The following is a 19,679-nucleotide window of genomic DNA, read 5'->3' on the forward strand; positions in this document are numbered from 1 at the left end:
TGAGCCGCACTCATCTGGATGAATAGAGAGCGTTTTTTACCTTCAGTTGGCTGAATGTTCCATCGTCCACAACTGACGATTTAGCTGATGACGCAGCAGTAGCAAACTGATCAGCATTTGTAGCGTGACTGTCGCCACCGACAAGTACCAAACGTGGATAATTTCAAAGCCACTTTGATGTGATAGCCAGATTGCAGGTAAGGCGAACGTGATGACGCGAGTGGCCATGCTGATTAAAGAAGGCCAGGTGTTGCCTAGGGCCTGGAACATGCCAGAGCAGGCGAAGATAATGCCGGATGCGACAAAATTCCAAGAGATTACTTTTAAAAATTGCGCGCCGACTTCGATGACTTGTTCATCCTTGGTGAAAAAATGAACAAACCAGCGTGGTTCGATTTGACACACTAAAGTCAGAATCGCCATCAGTATGCTTTCGATGTAGATCGCTTTCCAGACGGTATCACGTACTCGCTGCGGTAGTTTCGCACCGAAGTTTTGACCTGCAATTGGTGCAATAGCGAAAGAGATGGCCATCACTGGTAAGAATATCGCTTGCATCACGCGTGACCCTAGTCCAAACCCGGCCTGCGCGGCGGCGCCAAAGTCGCGGATGATGGAATAGATCACCGCCATGAAAATAAACATAAATAAGAATTCTGCGCCAGCGGGTAAGCCCACATTTAACATGCGTTTCCAGATTTTAAAATCGGGTCGCAGTTGTTCTTTGTGGTAAGCGACATAGTGTTCCAATTTGGCGAAATAAAACAACATAATGATGACGCCAATCAGCGCGGCAATTGAGGTCGCGAGTCCGGCACCCGCAATGCCCATGGCATAACCCGTCCCCCAGCCAGCAATCAAAACCGGCGCTAAAATGATATTGATTAACACGGTCAACATTTGAACCAACATTGCGGGTTTTACGACGCCCGTGCCACGTAGTGCGCCACCTGCTGCGGCTAGGGCAAACTGAAGCGCTAAACCGGGAATCAGCCATTGAATAAAATTGATGCCGGCATCGACAGTCGCTTGATCGGCACCGAGCGCATTCATATAAAGTGGCGCGAATGCGTAGCTAGCAAACAGTGTAAACAGGCCGCACAATGTAGAAAGAACGATGGTCTGATTGAAGACCAGATTGGCTTCGGCTTGATCCTTACGCCCGACAGCATGCGAAATTAAGGTGACGGCACCAACACTTAGCATTTGCGTTAAAGCCATCACAATAAAGTTTAATATGCCAGCTGAGCTGACACCTGCGAGAGCTGCGTCACCGAGGCTCGCAACAAAATATAGATCGACAAAAAAGTATAAGGTCTGCACTAGCATACCTATGCCTATTGGTGCTGCCATCATGATGATGTGTTTGGGTATGGAACCCTGAGTCAGATCGCGCATGTTGTTGGCTCTTTTAAACTTTTGTGCTTGCGGGTTGGTGTTATATGCATATTAGCTGCAAAGCGAGTTGCAATACACATGCTTGATGTTGGTAGGCCTTAGTTTGTTGTTTGTGTGCAGCCCAGATTTTGAGCCGTGAGTTCGTTTCTCAGCTGGCCCTAGAAATTGCCTAAAGCGATGACACCTGCTGCAATGCATAGTGCGCCGACTAAGCGTTGTAAGCGATCGCCTTCATCTAGCAAATGTCCACCTATGAGTGCTGCGAAAAGCATGGATACTTCACGTGCTGGTGCGACATGGCTTAGTGGAGCGGTTTGCATTGCATATAAAACTAGTACATAAGAAATAGGACTGATGCCGCCAACGATGAGCGCATATTTCCATTCCTTTTGCCAAGAGCTGCGGGTGGCTTGGAGATCCCGTAACAAGCTAGGAAGTAAGAGAGCGATACGGGCGAAGTTACCGAAATAATCGATTAGAATCGGCGAGAGCAAAAGTACTTTGACCGCATAGCCATCTAGTACCGTATAGCCGGCAATAAATACGCCAGTAAATAATCCATAAAAAATCCCTTTGCGCACTCGTAATTGCTGCGCGTGGTTTGCTTCACTCTCGCTTGAAGCCGATCTTAAGCTGCGCAAAAGTTTAGGGCCACCGGCAATCAGGAAAACACCACCGACTACGGCTAGAATGCCCAGCCCACCGAATAGTGACAAATGCTCACCTAGGAAAATCAAGGCGACAGAAGACGATAACAAAGGGCCAGCGCCGCGAGCCAATGGATACACCACGGTGAGATCTGCTTTGCGATAGCCACGTAGTAAGGTAATGAAGTACAGGACATGCAGTAAGCCACTCATTCCAATAAAACTCCATTCCTGCCAGCCCCAACTAGGCACCACATCCCAGCCTATATAAATACCGACGGGTGCCCATACCACTGCCATGATGATGGCGGTCAATCCGGCAAAGCGTACGTCTCCACCAGCTTTTTTTGCCGCAATATTCCATAAAGCATGAATGAGACCAGCGAGGATAACGAGGAGAAAAGCGGAGAGCGGCACGGGAAGAATGGCTTAATGAAACGAACCCTAGTGTAACAAATGCGACTTGCGACTGGGAAAATGTTTTAGTTTACTTGCTGCGAGCGTGTGTCTATGGTTTTTCTTATTCGCGATTACCAGCACTTTTTTGTAGCTCTGCGGGCTTGGTGAAATTACACTCCAACTTTGATCTCTCACATCGGATGTTAAATGAAAGGGGTGCGATGAAACACTTTGTATTGTTATTGATCGCTGGCTTAAGTTTGTACGGATTGTGGCAGGTGACCAGCCCATTATTTCGACGCTATGCTGGGCCAGCGATGACGCGGCACTTGCTACGCATACTGGTGTTTTTTTTAGTGTTATTGTGCTTGTTACTCTTGGCGTATTACTTTCCACCGATTCACTTACTTTAATTTGGAAAAAATGATGAAACGAATTACCTCAAAATATTTACCACTCATTGTGATTTTATTGACTGCATTGTTGACTGGATGTACTCAGATTGACACTGGTAATGTAGGTGTCGAACGGACTTTAGGTAAAGTTGGTAAAGACGCTTTGCCGCCCGGTGTGTATTTCACCGTATTTAAAACAGTGGATGAATTTACCGCCAAAGAGGTGAATTTTCAATTGCAGGATATGACACCAAAGAGTCGCGACAACTTGACGATGAAGGATGTTGATATCGATATTTATTTCAAGACTATGCCAGCTGCGATTCCAGCTTTGTACACTAAGTATCAGGGCGATGTCGTGCAACATAAGCAGGTGGTCAAAGATGGCACTAGCGATTTGGTGATGGCATATAGCCGCGTGTCACGTGAAGCGCGTGAAGCCGTGTACAAATCGATCGCCCAGCTTGATGCAACAACGATGCATACCAAACGCACGGAGTTGGCTGAAATGGTTCGTGCCAGCTTACAAGCCGAACTAGATGCGAATGATAAAGGTGCGTTCCTGATTACCGCGGTCAACGTACGCAATCTGTTAACTGATCCAGCGATAGAAGCGGCGATACGTCAACGCGCAGAAACCGATCAAGCGATTCAAAAGAAATTGAAAGAAGTGGATTTGGCTCGCGCCGAAGCGGAACGTTTGATCGTGCAAGCCGAAGGCGAAGCGAAAGCTAATAAAATTATTAGTGAATCATTGACGCCGGCGTTGAAGGAATTGCGTCTTGCAGAAATTCATCGTGATGCGGCAATTGCAGTTGCAAGTAAGGCGGGGAATACGGTGTTGCTGGGAAATGCTACGCCTTTGGTGAATGTGAATAAATAAGGTGATTGATCAAGAAGCTGATAGCAATTTAGGCTTGAAGCGTTTTAAATTAGCACTGTGATGTAAAAAAGTTTAATCCAAGAAAAACGCCCAATCAGCAAAGATGCTGATTGGGCGTTTTTTTGTGTGCGTATTAACTTACATTGCTAGCTTATTGTATGGTCGCCAATAAGCTGGCGCCATTCATTGCTGCATAAGCCTTTACTAAAACATAGTAAGTACCTGCTTGTGGAGCGCTGAAGGTGATGGTTTCCGCGTTGGTCGCGCCATCTGACTTTTTATCATACGTCGTTGTGCTTGGTGCTGCTCCCAATTTGGCGTATAAATCGCCATCTCCTGTGCCGCCAGATAGCTTCAAGGTCAGAGAGCTTTTTCCACTAGGTACTACGATGGTGTAAGTCTTCGTGCCATTGAGTGCCACGCTACCGAGGCTGACTGCGACGCCACTGGTCAACACATTGCCGCTGCTAGTGGTTTGGTAGCTAGCTATCAATGAAGCACCACTGACTGCACTGGCTGCATTGGTCAATACATAGTAGGTACCTGCTGTTGGCGCTGCGATGGTAATGGTTTCTGTGTTATTCGCACCGTCTGATTTTTGTAAATAGCTGGTGGGCGTTGCCAGACTACCTAATTGCGCATAGATGTCCAAGTCGCCTGTGCCGCCAGAGGTTTTGAAAGTCAAATTGCTGACGCCGCTAGGAACGACGAAGCTGTAATTAGTTTGCGCATCGGCGGCGCCTGCTATCGCCACGGATACATCTTTCGTCAGAGAGATCGTGCTTGGGGGTAAAGCTGGGCCATCACTGCCGAGTTCTACTGCAAATGAGGTCGCAAGACGACCAAATTTCAGCGCATGATTTGCTTGGCTACCCATGTTGGCATAAGTATCGCCAGCGCCATGGATTTTAGGATTACTCTCGCTCATTGCGGTCTCAAATGGCATGGAAGTCGGATAGCCCTGTGCATGCCATGAGGCATGGTCAGAGCAACCGTAGCCGCATGAATCGCTGCCAATTGTCAGAGTCGGTTGATAAGTGGTGATCAGGTTGCTGACGAAGCTGTTTTGTGCCGCATTGGTGTAGTCGGTGTAAAGATAGATGTCTTTGGCAGAACCCTTGTAGTTAGTCATGTCGAGCTGCATGACACCGATGACTTTGACGCCATCCGCTTTGAATTTTTTCGCGATCTCTGCGGAACCTTTTAGCCCCACTTCTTCTGCCGCATAGGCGATAAATTTGATGGTGCGACGTGGCTGGTAATTGCTGGCTAGCATGACACGGATAGCTTCGGTCAGGCTGGCGATACCTGATGCGTCATCATCTGCACCGGGTGCCTTCGTGGTCTCTGTCGTGCCTGCAGTATTGATCGAATCTAAATGACCACCGAGAATTACAACTTCAGAAGCATTGTCCGTACCTTGCATGGTCATGATAACGGATTTCTGTGGGAAACCGGCATGGGTGAATTGCTCGACGGTGACGTTGCTACGACCATTTGCCAAGGCCAGCCATTTATCTCTGATCCAATTGGAACCGTTCACACCACCTGTCGTAGTGTAATAACGATTCACGAAAGCAGATAAATCGACGATGGTTTGTCCGATGTTGGTCGCTTGCATTTGGGTCAGCAATGGCGTGACTGTGCTTTGATTGTCGATGACATAAGACGGTGCCAGACTAGCGATTGCCGGTGCTGGAGAATAACCCGCCGCCGTGTTGCCCAGCGCCATACGTCCGACGGCTTCACTACTATGTTCAATAAAGCCACCACAACGCTTAAGCTTCTCATGAATCGCACCTGACAAGGCTTGAATCGCAGATTGCTCCACTTGTACTAGACGGACTGTTTCTTGAATGCTGAAACCTGCAGTGCCGGATTCAACTAGGCGACTTTCGCTAAGTATCGTGTTAGGAGCAATTTGTTTTAATTCTTGGTAGGCTTTGTCACCGATGGTGATCCAGATTTTTTTCTCACCCGCTTGTATCGTGACACTGCTAGTAACCGCCAGGACTAAGCCCAACACTAAACCCGATAGTATTCTCTGTTGCATGTCATTCTCCCTGTTTTAGACGATTTGCTTGATAGCAAATTTGGTTTGATTTATGAGGCTCAATTACTTGAGCTTGATTGTCTTCGTGCCCTCGTTGTGTAAGCGAGGAGCAGACACTGGGCCTGATCTTTCGGCAGGTATTAAGTGAAAGGCAATCTTGAATGAGTAGAGCAGAGAAAGGCGTTAACGGAAAGTTAATAGATATTTTTCTTACGGCTAGATAAATGATTATTTAGTAGCAAACCGAAGAATCTTTTGCAGAAAATAGAATGTCCTTCGATTTATGTAGTTCGTGTAAAAATAGCTTGATTTATACGATATTGTGCTTAAAAAAGTAAAAGCAATTTACTGTTTTAGGTAGGGTTTGATGTGTGGTAAATTTTGTCTGGTATTAATATATTTGAAGAAGTAATTTCCGTACTGAATTGTTTTTAAATGTAATTAGTATTATTTCTTGAAAGTGGTATCTAACTACATGACCTGCACGATCCATCACACTGCGGCACACCAACGCCAAACCTTATTCTGTATCATGATGGTCTATGCCATCGAGAGGAAACAAGTCGTATGAAAAGTTACCACATCGCTTTAGTTACCAGTGCTGAGTTACCCAACTTGTTCGGTGGCGAGCAATTATTGCTTCCTGCGTTAGAGGCCTTGGGTATGAAAGTCAGTATCTGTGTTTGGGATGCGCCTGATCTGGATTGGATTAAGTACGATGCCATCGTGATTCGCTGCCCTTGGGACTATCACGAAAAGTTACCAGCGTTTTTGAAATGGCTGCAGCATCTCGCGCAATTGCAGCTTAAGGTTGTGAACGACTTAGACACGCTGCTTTGGAATCTGAACAAAAACTATTTATTCGAATTGCAGAGTGCTGGACTTGCTTTGATTCCCAGTATTTGTTTAAAGCCAGACGATCAGCGTTCACTTGACGAACTATTGGCTGCGATGCAGACCAATGAGATCGTGGTCAAGCCAGTGCAATCGGCCGGTGCTTGGCGTACTCTGCGCGTGCAAGCAGGCCACACCGCTAAATATGAAAATGATTTCAATCAGTGGCGGCTGGAGCAAGATTTCTTAGTACAACCCTTTATGCCTGAAATTATGCAAGATGGCGAATGGTCACTGGTTTTCTTTGATGGTGAATATAGCCATGCCTTGATCAAGCGCGCCAAACCAGGTGATTTTCGTGTCCAGTCGGATCACGGTGGCAGCGTCGAAGCGATGCAAGCATCACCGGAATTGATTGCGCAAGCAGAGAAAATTCTGCGAGCCTTGCCTAGTATGCCGTGCTATGCCAGGGTTGATGGCGTTATACGTGGCGGTCAGTTTTTGCTGATGGAGCTGGAGTTGCTGGAGCCAGAATTATTTTTGGAATTGGCACCGCATGCGGCCACACTATTGGCACAGGCGATCATAAAGAGAATCTCAGTCTAGACTGTATTGTTACCGCAGACGGCGTTTTTCGGCGAGCAATAAAAGCTTAGCAATGGTATTCATGTTGCGTGCGCTACCGTGGCTGGCAGCTGGAATCACTAATTTGGAACTCGCCATGCCCTCGCCGTAATACACATACAGATGCTGGCTGCCGAGTGCGATCTCTTCCTCTTTTCGTCCTTTTGCGGAGGCAATGACACTGGCATCGGGTGCTGCATCAAGGAAGATCGTTACAGTTCGATTCGGTGCTTTATCTGAGTAGGGATTGGCATCGAGTATCGCGGCAAGTTCATCAGGTGTACGCAAAAAAACCGTGATCGCTTTGCCGGCATAATGATGCAATTCTGCTTCCAACAAAGCACGACATGTTGCAGCTGGTTGATCACTGCTAAATATAACGTTGCCGCTGGCGATGTAGGTTTGCACTTCGCCAAAGCCCAGGGATTCACACATTGCGGTTAAATCCTTCATCGGTAGCTTGCCAGTGCCACCGACATTGACCGCACGTAGTAAGGCGATATAGGTCGATGGCTTAGGCTTATTCGTCATTTTATGCGCTCAGTAATGTAACCAGGCTCGCATAGACTGTCAGTGAAATCAGTGCGATGAAGAGTAAGGCAAGTGTGCGCCAGAGTGTTTCTAGTCTGCTTAAACTATAAGCATGCTTGAGCTGTGCATACATATGTATCGGCGGTGCCAGTAGGAATAGAAACGTTGCTGTACCCTTGAAATCAAACTTGGCAAGTATTGCAACGATCGTCAGCAAAATACACATAAATGACAGTGAGTAGAGCGAAAATACGGCATGGTCAAACATCACATATTTACGTTTGAAAGCAAACAATAGCCACAAGAAGGGCAGAGTGATCGGCATCAGTAAAAAGGCCAGTCCCGATGCATTTTTCTTCATCTTATACAGTGTCAGTTCTGGGTTTTTGGTGGCGTGCTCTATCGCCTCTCCAACGTAGGGGAAGTAAGAAGCATCATTAAAGTTAATATTTGCGCCATCTGAATCTTTAAATTGAGTTTTGATGTTTTGCTTCAGTAAGCCTTTTTCTTCATTCTTCTTGTCTGCAACAAGTTGCTTCTTCAAGTATTTCACCTCACGTTCTGCAATGCGAATACTCTGCTTCAGTTCCTCAGGGGCGAGTTTTTTTTCAGCAACCGTGCTACTCGAGGAATCGCTGGATGTGGCCTGCGAGCCTGCTGCGCTTCTATCGGTTGTTTCAAGATTCGGTTCTGAACTCGCTTCAGTTGCAGCGCTTGCCTGAGTCTTTTTTGCTAATTTTTGCGCTAGTTTTTGTTCACGCTCGGTGTTTCGCAGGGCATCTAAATTCTTCTCCGCATTTGCAAACTCCTGCGTTAATGCGGATATATCTCTTTCCTTGCCATCGAACTTATTCAGCGCATCTTGCAGTTTCCTAATCTCAAATTGACTATCGCTGATCTCCTCACGTAAATCGAGGGCCTCAGAACCATGCGGCCCTTGCTTTACTTGCTCAGCTAATTGTTGGGTCAGTGCGGCTTGGGTCCTCGATAATTCCTTTACGACATCTTCACGTGTATCAGGAATATTCAGCATGTCATTGCTGGGTCCGTTCATCGTGTAAGAGAAAACGAAGAACATCAGGAAAATCAAAAACAAAAACAAAGCCAACGGCGACACGAAGGACGTGCGCTTGCCTTCTATGTATTGTTTGGTTAAATGCCCTGGTTTGAAAATCAATGCGGGAAGCGTGCGCCAGGCTTTGGTATCAAAATGAAAGATGCCATGCAATACTTCTTCTACCATGTGCAACAATGAACGATGTATATGCGAGGATTGACCGCAAGCATGGCAATACGCGCCAGTCAATTGTGTACCGCAGTTAGCACAATTGTTGTGTGCATGGGAATCCGATTGGTCTCCGGTGTTCCCACCGCCATGATTGCTGACTTCATTGCTGACCACGATTGCCGTTAATGCTTCACCTGCACCACTGAGCTCAATTCCCATGACTTACCCCGTTCTGTTGATGCACAGATTGTGCCTGATTAAGCCCTCAGTCTCAAGAAAAGCATGGATGAAAATGTAAAAAAAGCGAATCTGCATTGGATGCTGATTCGCTTTTATTTAGACAACCGTCGCTGACTTACAGTGGCTAACTTGGATTTATCTCTTACGCTCTTGCATCTTTGACTTTTTCCACCCGACGCTGCAAGACAAAAATCGGCTGTGCCCATTCGGTGTCTTTCTTCTTCTTGCTGGTGATCAGCGTCAATTCCGACGGATCATAGACGTCAGTGTTATGCGTCAACGGCGTTGTCATCAGATATTGTGCGTCGGTATTTTTCAAGAATTCACCGACTAATTGAATATTCCGAATATCCAAATGCGCGAAAGGTTCATCGATAAATACGAAACCGCCGGAGCCGTCTTCAGATTTCAATAAACCGATCAAGAGGATCAAAGATTTCATCACCTGCTGACCACCGGAGGCTTCACCGTCGTTCATGCCGATAGGACCTTTGCCGTCAAACTTAAAGCGTACATGCAAACCTGCTTGCGACAACATCACATCATCGTTTTCTAGCTTGACCGGGTCGGTATGAACTTCAATGCCTGCAAGTTCACCCAATTGTTTGATGTTTTTACTATAGGTCTTAATCGTGTAACGCAATCTGTCCATGTAGGCTGCACGTGCATTCACGGTCGCTTCCATCGCACGATTGTTTTGATAGCGGCGCTCGTCTGTTTCAGCCTGACGGTTTTGCAGTAAATTATTCAAACGCGTGTATTGATCGACGACGGTGGAATCCGTTTCCCAATCATCGCGCGCTAAATTATTACCGAGGCTGCGCAAACGTAATTCGATTTGATGAACGTTCTCATGTTCTGCCACCAGCTCTTTACGATGCGAACTACGCTTCCAATTGAGTGGCAGTGTGTGCCAGGTGTTGCGCATGTTACGTAGGGTTTCGAATTGCGCTTTGCGTTCTTCGGCGTGGCGTTTTTCTGAAACACGTTGTTGAGATTCTGCGTCGGCAATGGCGGCTTTCGCTTGTTCCCATTTCAGATGCGCGACGGTACGTTGTTCGGTTGCTGCCTTGAGTAAAGGTGCGATCTCACCGAGGCGGGTACCGACTTCGATACGCTGTTGTTTCAGTGGCTGGGTATTGCGAGATGCTTCTTCAAACTCCGCATGGCGTGCGCTCAATTCTTTGGCGGCATCGACACCGGCTAGGCGTGCTTTGTAGGAAGAGATTTCACCAGCGAGTTTGCTGATCTTGATCGTGAGTTGATCTTCTTGTGACTGCAAACGCGGCAGCGCTTTTTGTAAAGCCTCTAAACGTTGGGTACGACCTGCATTACCAAAACGGTAGCGTGATACTTCAACAAAGAGAGAGCGACCACCACGACGTTCAAAATGATACGCATCCGGCGTAATCCATTCTTGCGACTTGTGCAGCTTCATGCCGATATCGATACTGTCGACGGTTTCTATGCGTTCCAACTGTTCGATCAGCCAAGCCGGCGCTTTGGCATTGAAACTCAGGACGGACAATAAACTATCGTTTTTCACCACGGGCGCATTGACGCGATCTGGCACGATAAAGTGACTATAGCGTTGCTTCTCGCCGATGCGATAGGCAGCGCTAGCGTCGCTGGCATTGTCGAGCAAAATCACCGAGGTGTAACCACGCAACACACCTTCGACCGCACCTTGCCATTTGGCGTCAGTGACTTCAACGATCTCAGGCAACATGCTGTGTGGGATATTCGCTTCATTCAAAGCACGGCGCATTTGGCGCACGTTTTCTGGATCGGGCAAACTCGCTTTGCCTTGCAGTGCCGAGATAGTTTCCATATCGCCGGCAATGCGTTGAGTCAATGCATCGCGTTCTTGTTTTTGCTGGGCGAGCTCTTCTTCTTTTTTTTCTAATTCATCGGCGATATTCGCGATGTCGGCATCGGCTTCGGCGGCGAGTTTTTGCAAACGCGCTTTTTGTTCTAGTAAGCTTTCTTGCGGTTTGAGCTTAGCATTTACCTGTGCGAGTTTTTCACGTAAGTTGGATTCTTCGGCTTCTAATGCCGCTTCAGTTTGCTGTGCTTCGCTGTGATTTTGTGCTTGTTGCGCTAAGGCCTGACGACGTTCCGATAAGGCTTCGTCTTGTGTTTTTAAATAACGTTTGCTGGCGCGTAATGCCTGGCTGGTTGCCGATGCACGTTCTAGATCTTCGTGATATTGCAGAGTCGGTAAAATTTCTTCCTGCAAATCGCGCTTTTCTTTATTCAGACTTTCCCATTGATGGAAGTTCGCGACTTTTAAACGCAAGCCTTCCAGATTGGTCTTGGCGCCTTCAAGTTCGGTTTCAAAGCGTTGCAGTTCAGACTCGGTATCGCGTTGATGACGTTTCGCATCGTCGTAGGCATCCAAGACTTCTTTATCGCCGAACACCTGAAACACCAAGTCGAGCAATTGTCGCGGTGCATATTCGCACAGCTTATCGGTTTCGCCTTGTTCGAGCGCTAGCACTTTACCCATCGCAGTGGATAGACCAGCGTGGGATAAACGTTTGCGATAGGTTTCGACGCCCAGCCAGTCGTTGGCTTCTTGTATTTCTTCAATCTCGATTTTGCCACTGCGCATCAAGTATTGACGCTTCCAGTCACCACCGTTTTTTTCGATTTTGCAGAACAGCGTGACTTCATCTTCGTATAAGCCCGACATGCGGAAAGGGCGGTTCGAGATCTGTGGCCCAACCGCGCTATTGTCCACCACCGCGCGTATCCACGCAGTTTGTTGACCGGAGTGGCGTGCATAATGTTTGTAGGAACGTCCCATAGAACACTCCAGACCAAACAGCGTGCGTAAAGCATCGAGCAGCGTCGTTTTACCTGAACCATTTTGTCCAGCAATCGTAATGATCTTGGCGTCGAGCGGGATGTTTTTAATCCGTTGCCAGTAATCCCAATGAACCAGTTCTAGTGATTTGATGTGAAACATAATTGTTTTTCTTTAGAAAATTTTTTGTGCTGTGGGTACTGCTTCTATGAGATCACTTTGAATCAAAATCAAAGGCGAGCCGCAGAGGCGCAAAGAACGCAGAGATTTTTGAGAACTTTCTCTGCGCCTCTGCGGTTCATGCTTTTATTCTGTATTTTGTTCGGACGGTTTTACTTCTTCTGTCAATGCATGTTCGGCTTCTTCAGCCGCCAAACGCTCGGCCTCGATCACCGCAGGTGTGCGTGGCATAGGAATATGGAAAATATCCGACAACGCGCCGTTGATAATGCGATCTTTTAAGGCATCGGTATCCATCAGCAAATCGAGCAATGGACCTTCCATAATCAGATCCATTTTGCGCTCGATAAATCCCAGACGCGAGAGTTGGCCGAGATTCATATCCATACGGGTTTTCTTGCCCAGCTTCTCGCCAAAATCAGCGAGCAAAGTGCGGTAGGAAATGCCGATCGAGGTATCTTCCGCGCGTGGCAATGGTTTTTCTTTGCCGAACATATCGTTCTGGTCTTCTTGTGCCATTTGATGTGCTTCTTGACGTTCGCGTTTCGGCAAAATAATGAGCGACCACAACACCACCAATAAGGCAACGCCATCGCGGGCCAAGCCGAAATTATTGTTCTGCCAGGTGTCTTTGGTACCGAATACTTTGGATTCACTGTCACGTGTCAGTGCCAAGGTCACATGGTCGGCATACACATTATCAACAAACTTCATGCCGCAAGCTTTTAGGCGTGTGTCGATGTCGCTACGGAAAATTTCGTCGGATAGCGCGCGTTTTACTAACTTGTCTTCACGACGTAAAGTCTGATGCGCCAACAAACGGGCGATAAGGATTTGTGCGTCTTCAGTCATGGAATTTCTCTATTTAAAAAACGATAGCCGCAGAGGCGCAGAGAGCGCAGAGGTCTGAGTCTCTGCGTACTTTGCGTCTTCTGCGGCAAATGTGATTTTATTCATCGGCTTTGCTCTGCAAATTTTCCAAAGGCACCAAGCTCGCCACCGATATCGCCGCCACATGCGGATCAGAGACTTTCTGCATTTTGTCTTTGGAACTAAACGTCAAAGGTAAGCGTGCCAAGATCGCCGTTGCACCTTGCAATGAGGCTTCATTCGCATCGCCAATCAATGGCAATAGCGAAGCACGATAGGAGGCAATCGCGAAGCTGGCGGGCAATAAATAATCTTGTAGCGGTTTATGTTTCTTGGTCTCTGGATCGTAGGACTTGCCATCAATCTTGCCGAGCAAATCTAACCAATGATCGAGCTCTAACAAAGCTTCGCTATTATCATTCGCAATCGATGGCGCATTTTCACCGGTCGGCAATACACCTAAGACCGCTGAATTACGATGACTGAGCAATTCGCTTTCCGCTACGTCGATCATTTCAGACGGCGTAATGAAGTGCGGTGTCACGGGATGCGATAAAGCGCCATCGGCGAGCGAAGCTAAATCTTCACGCTGTAGTAACCACATCTTGATATCGGTGGTGGATAAACCCGATTGCCCCAAATGGACGCGTTGACGTTCGATCTGATTCAAAGCGCGTGAGAACATGCCTTGCATATTCAGCAGTGCACTTTGCGCTCGGCCAATCGCCTGTGCCGCTCTATGGGTTGCAGAGTCAGCGCGGCTATCATTGGTGATCGCATGAATAATTTGCGAGCCTTTTTCTACCCAATCGCAGGCGGTATGCCATTTTTGCTGGGCGGTGCGCAGTTGGAACTCTGAGCCTGAGGCAATCGCATCTGAGAATTCTTCGGTCAATTCAATCAAGCGACCAAGTAAGTGATGTAACTGCTCGACCGACACGCCACCGACGGCTTGTGCACCTGCGACTTGAGTCAGCATGTAACTGACTTCAGAAGGATCGTCTTGTTGCTCAACTTGAATCAGGGATTCAATCGCTGCTAAGACATTGCGCGCCATCGGGGCAATACGATACACCGATTGACTGGGATCCCAGACCAAAAGTCCCGTGCTGCGCAGACGCGTCAACACGGTTTCGAGCGCTTCTGGTTCCAAATAGCCGAGCTTAGCATTGATATCGGCGCGACTGAGCGAAGGCGAATCGACATCCGCGGTCAATTCGCGCAGTACCAGCAGGCGCATTAAGACGCTGTTGATACCGCCGTGGAATAATGCGGTAAACGCTTGCAGCATAGGCTGGGCGCGCCGCAAAGGGGCGAGGGCAACAACATCGTCGGGAGTTAAGCTGGATTTGAAGTAAGACTTGAGACTTAAATCGTTCTGATCGGATAAATCGTCTTCTATTCTTACTATGGATTCGTCGTCAAAATTTTGCATGCCGCATTTTACCTGCTTGAAGGCGGCTTGAGTATTGGCAGAAAAATACTAAAAAGTGATTGTTGTTTTGCGACTACTTGAAAAAATCTGCAACAATCGCTTTGTTTTCAAGATATTTGAGATCAGCTTGCTTTGCTTGGAGGGGGAAAATCATGTCGAAAATGCCAGTAACAAACCTCTGCATACCAAGCCCAACGAAAAAGAAGACTAGGAAATAAGTCCAATTTAATGAACCTTGATAAAATCCCGCCAATCCTAATAGAACTGCCGACAAGAAGCCTGATAATGCGTATATGCTTGCTTGTCGAAAATCAAATTTAGATTTCATTTAGTATGCTCGTAGTGTAGTTGACAATAAATTATGTAATTTCGTAAGAATTTATCAGAATTCACAAAAAATGAAAATAAAAAAAAGAAAGCTCAAATTAATCAAAAAAGCTTTGCTCTGATCAATCGATGTGATTTAACTATTAACAAAGAAGGGATAGCCATGAACGAACAAACACTGCAAACCGCGACTTTAGGCGGCGGTTGCTTTTGGTGTACTGAAGCGGTGTTCCAACAGATTCGCGGGATTAGCAGCGTCGAGTCAGGCTATTGTGGTGGTCGGATTCACAATCCGACCTATGAGCAAATTTGTACCGGTACGACCGGACATGCAGAAGTGGTGCGTTTGCGTTTCGATCCGGCCTTGATTAGTTATGCCGACATCTTAGATATTTTTTTCACAATTCACGATCCGACGACGCTTAATCGCCAAGGCGCTGATAGTGGTACGCAATATCGTTCTGTGATTTATTACCACGATGAAAATCAACAGCACATTGCACAAGAAATCATGCAGAAAATGACCAGTATTTGGGATGATCCCATCGTTACCGAGTTAAGCATGGCACCGCAATTCTACTTGGCTGAGGCTTACCACCAAAACTATTTCCGCCAGCATCCACAGCAAGGCTATTGCTCGGTTGTGGTAGCACCGAAAGTGGCGAAGGCACGTAAGATGTTTGTGGATAAATTGATTTAGTCTGAAGATGTGAAGTCAACTTTGTTCAGCTAACCACTTAACCATTACCAAGGCATCCACCAGTCCATGCATTGGATGGCGAAAAGCCTTAGGTAATCGGCCGACGGTGTCGAAGCCACATTGCGTCCACAAACGCACCGCGCTTTCATTCGTAGATACCACAAAATTAAACTGCATCGCCAGATAGCCGAGTTCTTTGGCGATGTTCTGTGAATGCGCGCACATCAAACTTGCCAAGCCACGTCCACGGGCTTGTGATGACACCATATAACCGCAATTGCAAACGTGATCACCACCGCCACTTTGGTTAGTCTTGATAAAGTAAGTCGCTAGAATTTCACCATCTTCTTCAGCGACGAAAGTCTGTCGGGGTAAGGTCATCCACAACTGAAATCCTTGTTCTTTGTTGGTATCTGGCGGATAGGTGTAAGTCTCACCAGCGCTAACAATCTCGTGAAAGATGGGCCAGATTTTTTCGAAGTCATCAGGTGTAGCTGGGCGTATTGTTATCATTGGGAACAATGCGTTCTTTGGTATGAATTGAGTTGTATGTGCGGAAGTTCATTAGAATGCACGCTTATTTTTTGTGTAGCTTGCAGCTGTTCTAAACTAAGCCCGACAAAAACTGTCGGGCTCATGATGTTTCTGGACTTGGCAGTCAAACTTAGCCGCCCAACTTCGTTGCCCAAACTACTCGCCGATATTACGCAGCGCGGGAATCCAAAACTTCATTCCATTTCGCGACTAATTCAGCTTGTGATGCTAACAATTCTGTAGTGTCGCCTTCAATGGTCAATTTTTCGATCACATCGCCCTTGACGATGCTGTTGACTACTTTTTGGTCGTCTGCACTGACGACCACACCGAACACTGTGTGTTTGCCATTCAAATGCGGTGTTGGACCGTGGGTGATGAAAAATTGGCTGCCGTTTGTCCCAGGGCCCGCATTCGCCATAGACAAAATGCCTGCTTTGTCATGACGTAAATCGCTAGTGCATTCGTCTTTGAAACGGTAGCCTGGGCCGCCAGCGCCAGTGCCATCTGGGCAACCGCCTTGGATCATGAAATCGTTAATGACGCGGTGGAAATTTAAACCGTCGTAGTAACCATGTTGTGCCAAGTTCACAAAACTAGCGCAAGTCACTGGGGTCTTGTCTGCAAATAAATCCAGGTTGATCGTGCCTTTGTTGGTTTGCATGATGGCTTTGAGTTGGGTCATAGTGTCCTCTTTGAGATGAAAAACAGCGCTTGCTGAAGGCAATTGGCTGTACAGACCTGCATTTTACCAGCACCTGCGCATCATTTATTGATGGATGCTGCTAGTCGATTTGCTAGGTGGCGGCCTATTTTATCTTTTGGATAAGGTGCCCGACCGACTGGTCATACCAGTTTCACACAACTTTGTTACAATCATTTCTCGAATCCGGCTCATCACAGCCCGTTTGGTGATTATTAAGTTCTCAAAAAGACGGCCACGGCAAGCTACGTGTGCAGACACCTTAAGCTAAGGATTGCAACGAATTGGCAATAACATGCACATTAGGATTAATTGATGTGTGCTTTATTTCAGCAAAGATTTTCTTAATTTCCTGAGTCTTCATTATGGCTATGCATTTTTTTGAATTGAATCATCATCTGCGCGTGCCTTTGGCGGCAGAAATTCACTCGCGACCGTTTTTGAAATTGCATGCGCCAGAATTACTGTCGCATTTGGCGGTCTACTCTGATCTGCAGACTGACGTGCATGTCTCCGCGCATGAACAGCAACATGCTCTCTTGCTGGCACTGTGTTCGCATTTCGGAGTGAGCCCTCCTGCTGTAGACGCCAAATATTTTTATTTTGACTTTGGTCCTTTTCGTTTGAAATGGGAATGTCATACTGAATTTGCTACCTATACTTTTGCACAGCATCAGCTCGCCGATCAGAGTGATGCCCGCAGTTTGGAAGGCTGTCTGACGCAGATGCCCATTACACGGATTCCTGAAGCGTGGTTGCATAGTTTGCAAGGCAAAGTATTAGTCGCCGCGCATTTAATTTTAGACAATCGCCCTTTGTCTCAAGAAGCGTTTGCTAAAGAGGTGGGGCAGTTGTTTCAAGGACATGCTTTGGCGGGAAGTCGCGTCATGCAAGGCGGTGAATTTTGGTCAGACTTTGTAGTGCAGGCCGATGGTTTTAGTCGCTTTGTGATTCGCGATGTGGACATGCAGGCGCAACAGGCTGGGCGTTTGGCGCAGCGTATTTTAGAAATAGAAACTTATCGCATGATGGCGCTGCTGGGATTGCCTTTTGCCCAGCGTACGACGCCCCAGTTAAATGCGATAGAAAGTGCCTTGGTCGATTTGGCTAGTACTATGGTCGAAGCGGATCATGCTCTGAGTGAGCAGGGCTTGGATAAGGAAAGTGACTCCGAACGGCATCTGCTGGAAAAAATCACGCATCTGGCCGCGCGTATTGAAAAACTCTCACTCGAAAATAACTATCGCTTCTCGGCATCTAAAGCTTATTTCGGTTTAGTGCACGCTCGTATTGAGGAACTGCGCGAGCAGCGCATTGAGGGCTTGCCCATGGTGGCCGAGTTTATGGACAGACGTTTAACACCTGCCATGAATACTTGTGATGCAGTCGCGAATCGTCAAGAAGCCTTGGCACGACGTATAGCCAATACTAATGACTTGCTGCGAACCCGGGTCGGTATCGTACAAGAAATGCAGAATAGAAAAATTTTGCAATCCTTAAACGCCCGCGCTGCCCAGCAATTACATTTGCAACAGGCTGTAGAAGGTTTGTCGGTTGCGGCGATTTCCTACTACGTGATTGGCTTGTTCGGCTATGTGGCTAAAGCGGCGAAGGAGTTTGGTTGGATAGCCCATACCGAAACGGCTGTTGGTATCGCGGTGCCGCTGGTCTTGGGCGCCGTCTGGCTAGGTTTGCGACGCATGCATAAGACGATGCATGCCAGTAAAAAATAAGGTTTTTTAGAGGCAGCATACCAATCGTTTGATCAAGCACAAAACCATGTGAGTCTTGCTTTACTGCATGCACGCATGGGTCTAGAATTGATCAGCTTAGTCCAGTCCATTGTGCTCTATTCCGCTCTATTCCGCCCTCATACAGGAGTTTACGATTTGTTAGCCGCCTATATCACGCATACCGACTGCCAAAAACATGACATGGGGAATCACCATCCTGAATGCCCGGAACGTTTGGGCGCGGTAAACGATCAACTCTTGATAAAGGGGCTGCTCGACTACATGAATCAGCTGGATGCTCCCCTAGCCACGACTGAACAATTGGCGCGCGTGCACAGTGCCAGCTACCTCCAAGAATTTGCTGAGATCGCGCAACGTGTGCCGCAAGGTGGGCACGTACAAATTGATCCTGATACCAATATCAATGAATTTTCTTACCAAGCCGCTTTACGTGCGGCAGGTGCCGCGGTGATGGCGGCGAATCTGGTGGCTTCAGGGCAGGCACCTGTCGCTTTTTGTAATATCCGACCGCCTGGACATCATGCGGAGCGTAGCAATGCTGGTGGTTTTTGTTTCTTTAATAATGTCGTCGTTGGCATGCGGCATGCAATGGCGCATCATGGCATCGAGCGTATCGCCTTGATCGATTTTGATGTGCATCACGGCAATGGCAGTGAAGATATTTTGTTCGACGATCCCCGTGTTTTAATGTGTTCCATCTTCGAAAAAAATCTCTACCCATTTTGTGGTGATGTTCCTATGGGATCGAATATGGTCAACGTCGGTTTGCCTTCGCGCTCTGGCGGTGATGTCTTTCGTCAGGCGGTGACGGATGTGTGGCTGCCCGCATTAGAGAAATTTAAACCTGAGATGATTTTCATTTCTGCTGGTTTTGATGGCCATCGCGAAGACGATATGGGTAATCTGGCCTTGGTGGAATCCGATTATGCATGGGTGACTAAGCAGATCGTTCAAGTAGCACAACGTCATTCACAAGGTCGTATCGTGTCTTGCCTAGAAGGTGGATACGATTTGTCTTCTTTGGGACGCAGTGCGGCGGCGCACGTGCGCGTGCTGATAGGTGCGGACTAAAGTCAATAAACCGTAAGTTCGCTCCATTTACTTTTTTGTTTCGTCATTCAAGACGGGAAGTCCT

Annotated in this window: 17 protein-coding genes; 6 read left to right on the top strand and 11 right to left on the bottom strand. The window is 47.3% G+C overall.

Translation table 11 applies throughout. The features are described 5' to 3' along the window. Positions 1-42: 42 nt before the first annotated feature. Both ACO0KZ_RS12770 and ACO0KZ_RS12775 read right to left on the bottom strand, forming a co-directional pair. Positions 43-1,398, bottom strand: coding sequence for an MATE family efflux transporter (locus ACO0KZ_RS12770; RefSeq protein ID WP_422995729.1), 1,356 nt, complete (start codon positions 1,396-1,398; stop codon positions 43-45). 158 nt (positions 1,399-1,556) lie between these two features. Then, positions 1,557-2,462 (bottom strand): EamA family transporter, encoded by a 906-nt coding sequence (locus ACO0KZ_RS12775; RefSeq protein WP_422995731.1) that lies wholly within the window; start codon positions 2,460-2,462, stop codon positions 1,557-1,559. A 203-nt stretch (positions 2,463-2,665) separates the two neighbouring features. On the opposite strand from ACO0KZ_RS12775, the gene ACO0KZ_RS12780 reads away from it, so the two are divergent. Together ACO0KZ_RS12780 and ACO0KZ_RS12785 are read left to right on the top strand one after the other, a co-directional pair. Continuing rightward, positions 2,666-2,857: a hypothetical protein gene (locus ACO0KZ_RS12780; RefSeq protein WP_422995733.1), complete on the top strand. Its 192-nt coding sequence runs from the start codon at positions 2,666-2,668 to the stop codon at positions 2,855-2,857. A 10-nt stretch (positions 2,858-2,867) separates the two neighbouring features. After that, on the top strand, positions 2,868-3,722 hold the full coding sequence (locus tag ACO0KZ_RS12785) for an SPFH domain-containing protein (protein WP_422995735.1): 855 nt from the start codon (positions 2,868-2,870) through the stop codon (positions 3,720-3,722). A gap of 151 nt (positions 3,723-3,873) precedes the next feature. On the opposite strand, the gene ACO0KZ_RS12790 is transcribed toward ACO0KZ_RS12785, so the two are convergent. Continuing rightward, positions 3,874-5,775 (bottom strand): M20/M25/M40 family metallo-hydrolase, encoded by a 1,902-nt coding sequence (locus tag ACO0KZ_RS12790; RefSeq protein WP_422995737.1) that lies wholly within the window; start codon positions 5,773-5,775, stop codon positions 3,874-3,876. A gap of 567 nt (positions 5,776-6,342) precedes the next feature. Between ACO0KZ_RS12790 and ACO0KZ_RS12795 the strand changes: the two genes are divergently transcribed. After that, positions 6,343-7,215, top strand: coding sequence for an ATP-grasp domain-containing protein (locus ACO0KZ_RS12795; protein WP_422995739.1), 873 nt, complete (start codon positions 6,343-6,345; stop codon positions 7,213-7,215). Positions 7,216-7,224: 9 nt separating this feature from the next. Here ACO0KZ_RS12795 and ACO0KZ_RS12800 read toward each other — a convergent pair whose 3' ends face one another. The 6 genes from ACO0KZ_RS12800 to ACO0KZ_RS12825 all read right to left on the bottom strand — a co-directional run bounded on the left by ACO0KZ_RS12800 (position 7,225) and on the right by ACO0KZ_RS12825 (position 14,854). Beyond that, positions 7,225-7,764 carry a DUF1697 domain-containing protein gene (locus tag ACO0KZ_RS12800; protein ID WP_422995741.1) on the bottom strand — a complete coding sequence of 180 codons (540 nt, stop codon included), beginning with the start codon at positions 7,762-7,764 and terminating at the stop codon, positions 7,225-7,227. A gap of 1 nt (position 7,765) precedes the next feature. Continuing rightward, entirely contained in the window at positions 7,766-9,211 is a 1,446-nt protein-coding gene (locus tag ACO0KZ_RS12805) for a DUF3667 domain-containing protein (RefSeq protein ID WP_422995743.1), read from the bottom strand. Positions 9,212-9,374: 163 nt separating this feature from the next. After that, complete coding sequence (locus ACO0KZ_RS12810) at positions 9,375-12,203, bottom strand: ATP-binding protein (RefSeq protein ID WP_422995745.1); 2,829 nt, start codon at positions 12,201-12,203, stop codon at positions 9,375-9,377. Between the two features lie 144 nt (positions 12,204-12,347). Then, positions 12,348-13,073 (bottom strand): hypothetical protein, encoded by a 726-nt coding sequence (locus ACO0KZ_RS12815; protein ID WP_395010993.1) that lies wholly within the window; start codon positions 13,071-13,073, stop codon positions 12,348-12,350. Between the two features lie 97 nt (positions 13,074-13,170). After that, complete coding sequence (locus ACO0KZ_RS12820; protein ID WP_422995747.1) at positions 13,171-14,526, bottom strand: hypothetical protein; 1,356 nt, start codon at positions 14,524-14,526, stop codon at positions 13,171-13,173. Positions 14,527-14,599: 73 nt separating this feature from the next. Next, entirely contained in the window at positions 14,600-14,854 is a 255-nt protein-coding gene (locus ACO0KZ_RS12825) for a hypothetical protein (protein WP_422995749.1), read from the bottom strand. Between the two features lie 162 nt (positions 14,855-15,016). Between ACO0KZ_RS12825 and msrA the strand changes: the two genes are divergently transcribed. After that, positions 15,017-15,553 carry a peptide-methionine (S)-S-oxide reductase MsrA gene (gene msrA, locus ACO0KZ_RS12830; protein ID WP_422995751.1) on the top strand — a complete coding sequence of 179 codons (537 nt, stop codon included), beginning with the start codon at positions 15,017-15,019 and terminating at the stop codon, positions 15,551-15,553. Positions 15,554-15,568: 15 nt separating this feature from the next. Here msrA and ACO0KZ_RS12835 read toward each other — a convergent pair whose 3' ends face one another. After that, positions 15,569-16,066, bottom strand: a complete 498-nt coding sequence (locus ACO0KZ_RS12835) for a GNAT family N-acetyltransferase (protein ID WP_422995753.1) — start codon at positions 16,064-16,066, stop codon at positions 15,569-15,571. 190 nt (positions 16,067-16,256) lie between these two features. Beyond that, positions 16,257-16,772, bottom strand: coding sequence for a peptidylprolyl isomerase (locus tag ACO0KZ_RS12840; protein ID WP_422995755.1), 516 nt, complete (start codon positions 16,770-16,772; stop codon positions 16,257-16,259). A 383-nt stretch (positions 16,773-17,155) separates the two neighbouring features. On the opposite strand from ACO0KZ_RS12840, the gene ACO0KZ_RS12845 reads away from it, so the two are divergent. Both ACO0KZ_RS12845 and ACO0KZ_RS12850 read left to right on the top strand, forming a co-directional pair. Next, positions 17,156-18,523, top strand: a complete 1,368-nt coding sequence (locus tag ACO0KZ_RS12845; protein ID WP_422995757.1) for a DUF3422 family protein — start codon at positions 17,156-17,158, stop codon at positions 18,521-18,523. 156 nt (positions 18,524-18,679) lie between these two features. After that, positions 18,680-19,615, top strand: coding sequence for a histone deacetylase family protein (locus ACO0KZ_RS12850; RefSeq protein WP_422996049.1), 936 nt, complete (start codon positions 18,680-18,682; stop codon positions 19,613-19,615). Positions 19,616-19,679 lie beyond the last annotated feature (64 nt).

The organism is Undibacterium sp. Di24W (assembly GCF_049340325.1).
Classification (GTDB): Bacteria; Pseudomonadota; Gammaproteobacteria; order Burkholderiales; family Burkholderiaceae_D; genus Undibacterium.

What these genes read in the sequence shown, in the direction of transcription:
- ACO0KZ_RS12770 (WP_422995729.1), bottom strand. Translation starts at nt 1,398, where the DNA reads ATGCGCGATCTGACTCAGGGTTCCATACCCAAACACATCATCATGATG.
- ACO0KZ_RS12780 (WP_422995733.1), top strand. Translation starts at nt 2,666, where the DNA reads ATGAAACACTTTGTATTGTTATTGATCGCTGGCTTAAGTTTGTACGGA.
- ACO0KZ_RS12785 (WP_422995735.1), top strand. Translation starts at nt 2,868, where the DNA reads ATGATGAAACGAATTACCTCAAAATATTTACCACTCATTGTGATTTTA.
- ACO0KZ_RS12790 (WP_422995737.1), bottom strand. Translation starts at nt 5,775, where the DNA reads ATGCAACAGAGAATACTATCGGGTTTAGTGTTGGGCTTAGTCCTGGCG.
- ACO0KZ_RS12795 (WP_422995739.1), top strand. Translation starts at nt 6,343, where the DNA reads ATGAAAAGTTACCACATCGCTTTAGTTACCAGTGCTGAGTTACCCAAC.
- ACO0KZ_RS12800 (WP_422995741.1), bottom strand. Translation starts at nt 7,764, where the DNA reads ATGACGAATAAGCCTAAGCCATCGACCTATATCGCCTTACTACGTGCG.
- ACO0KZ_RS12805 (WP_422995743.1), bottom strand. Translation starts at nt 9,211, where the DNA reads ATGGGAATTGAGCTCAGTGGTGCAGGTGAAGCATTAACGGCAATCGTG.
- ACO0KZ_RS12810 (WP_422995745.1), bottom strand. Translation starts at nt 12,203, where the DNA reads ATGTTTCACATCAAATCACTAGAACTGGTTCATTGGGATTACTGGCAA.
- ACO0KZ_RS12815 (WP_395010993.1), bottom strand. Translation starts at nt 13,073, where the DNA reads ATGACTGAAGACGCACAAATCCTTATCGCCCGTTTGTTGGCGCATCAG.
- ACO0KZ_RS12820 (WP_422995747.1), bottom strand. Translation starts at nt 14,526, where the DNA reads ATGCAAAATTTTGACGACGAATCCATAGTAAGAATAGAAGACGATTTA.
- ACO0KZ_RS12825 (WP_422995749.1), bottom strand. Translation starts at nt 14,854, where the DNA reads ATGAAATCTAAATTTGATTTTCGACAAGCAAGCATATACGCATTATCA.
- msrA (WP_422995751.1), top strand. Translation starts at nt 15,017, where the DNA reads ATGAACGAACAAACACTGCAAACCGCGACTTTAGGCGGCGGTTGCTTT.
- ACO0KZ_RS12835 (WP_422995753.1), bottom strand. Translation starts at nt 16,066, where the DNA reads ATGATAACAATACGCCCAGCTACACCTGATGACTTCGAAAAAATCTGG.
- ACO0KZ_RS12840 (WP_422995755.1), bottom strand. Translation starts at nt 16,772, where the DNA reads ATGACCCAACTCAAAGCCATCATGCAAACCAACAAAGGCACGATCAAC.
- ACO0KZ_RS12845 (WP_422995757.1), top strand. Translation starts at nt 17,156, where the DNA reads ATGGCTATGCATTTTTTTGAATTGAATCATCATCTGCGCGTGCCTTTG.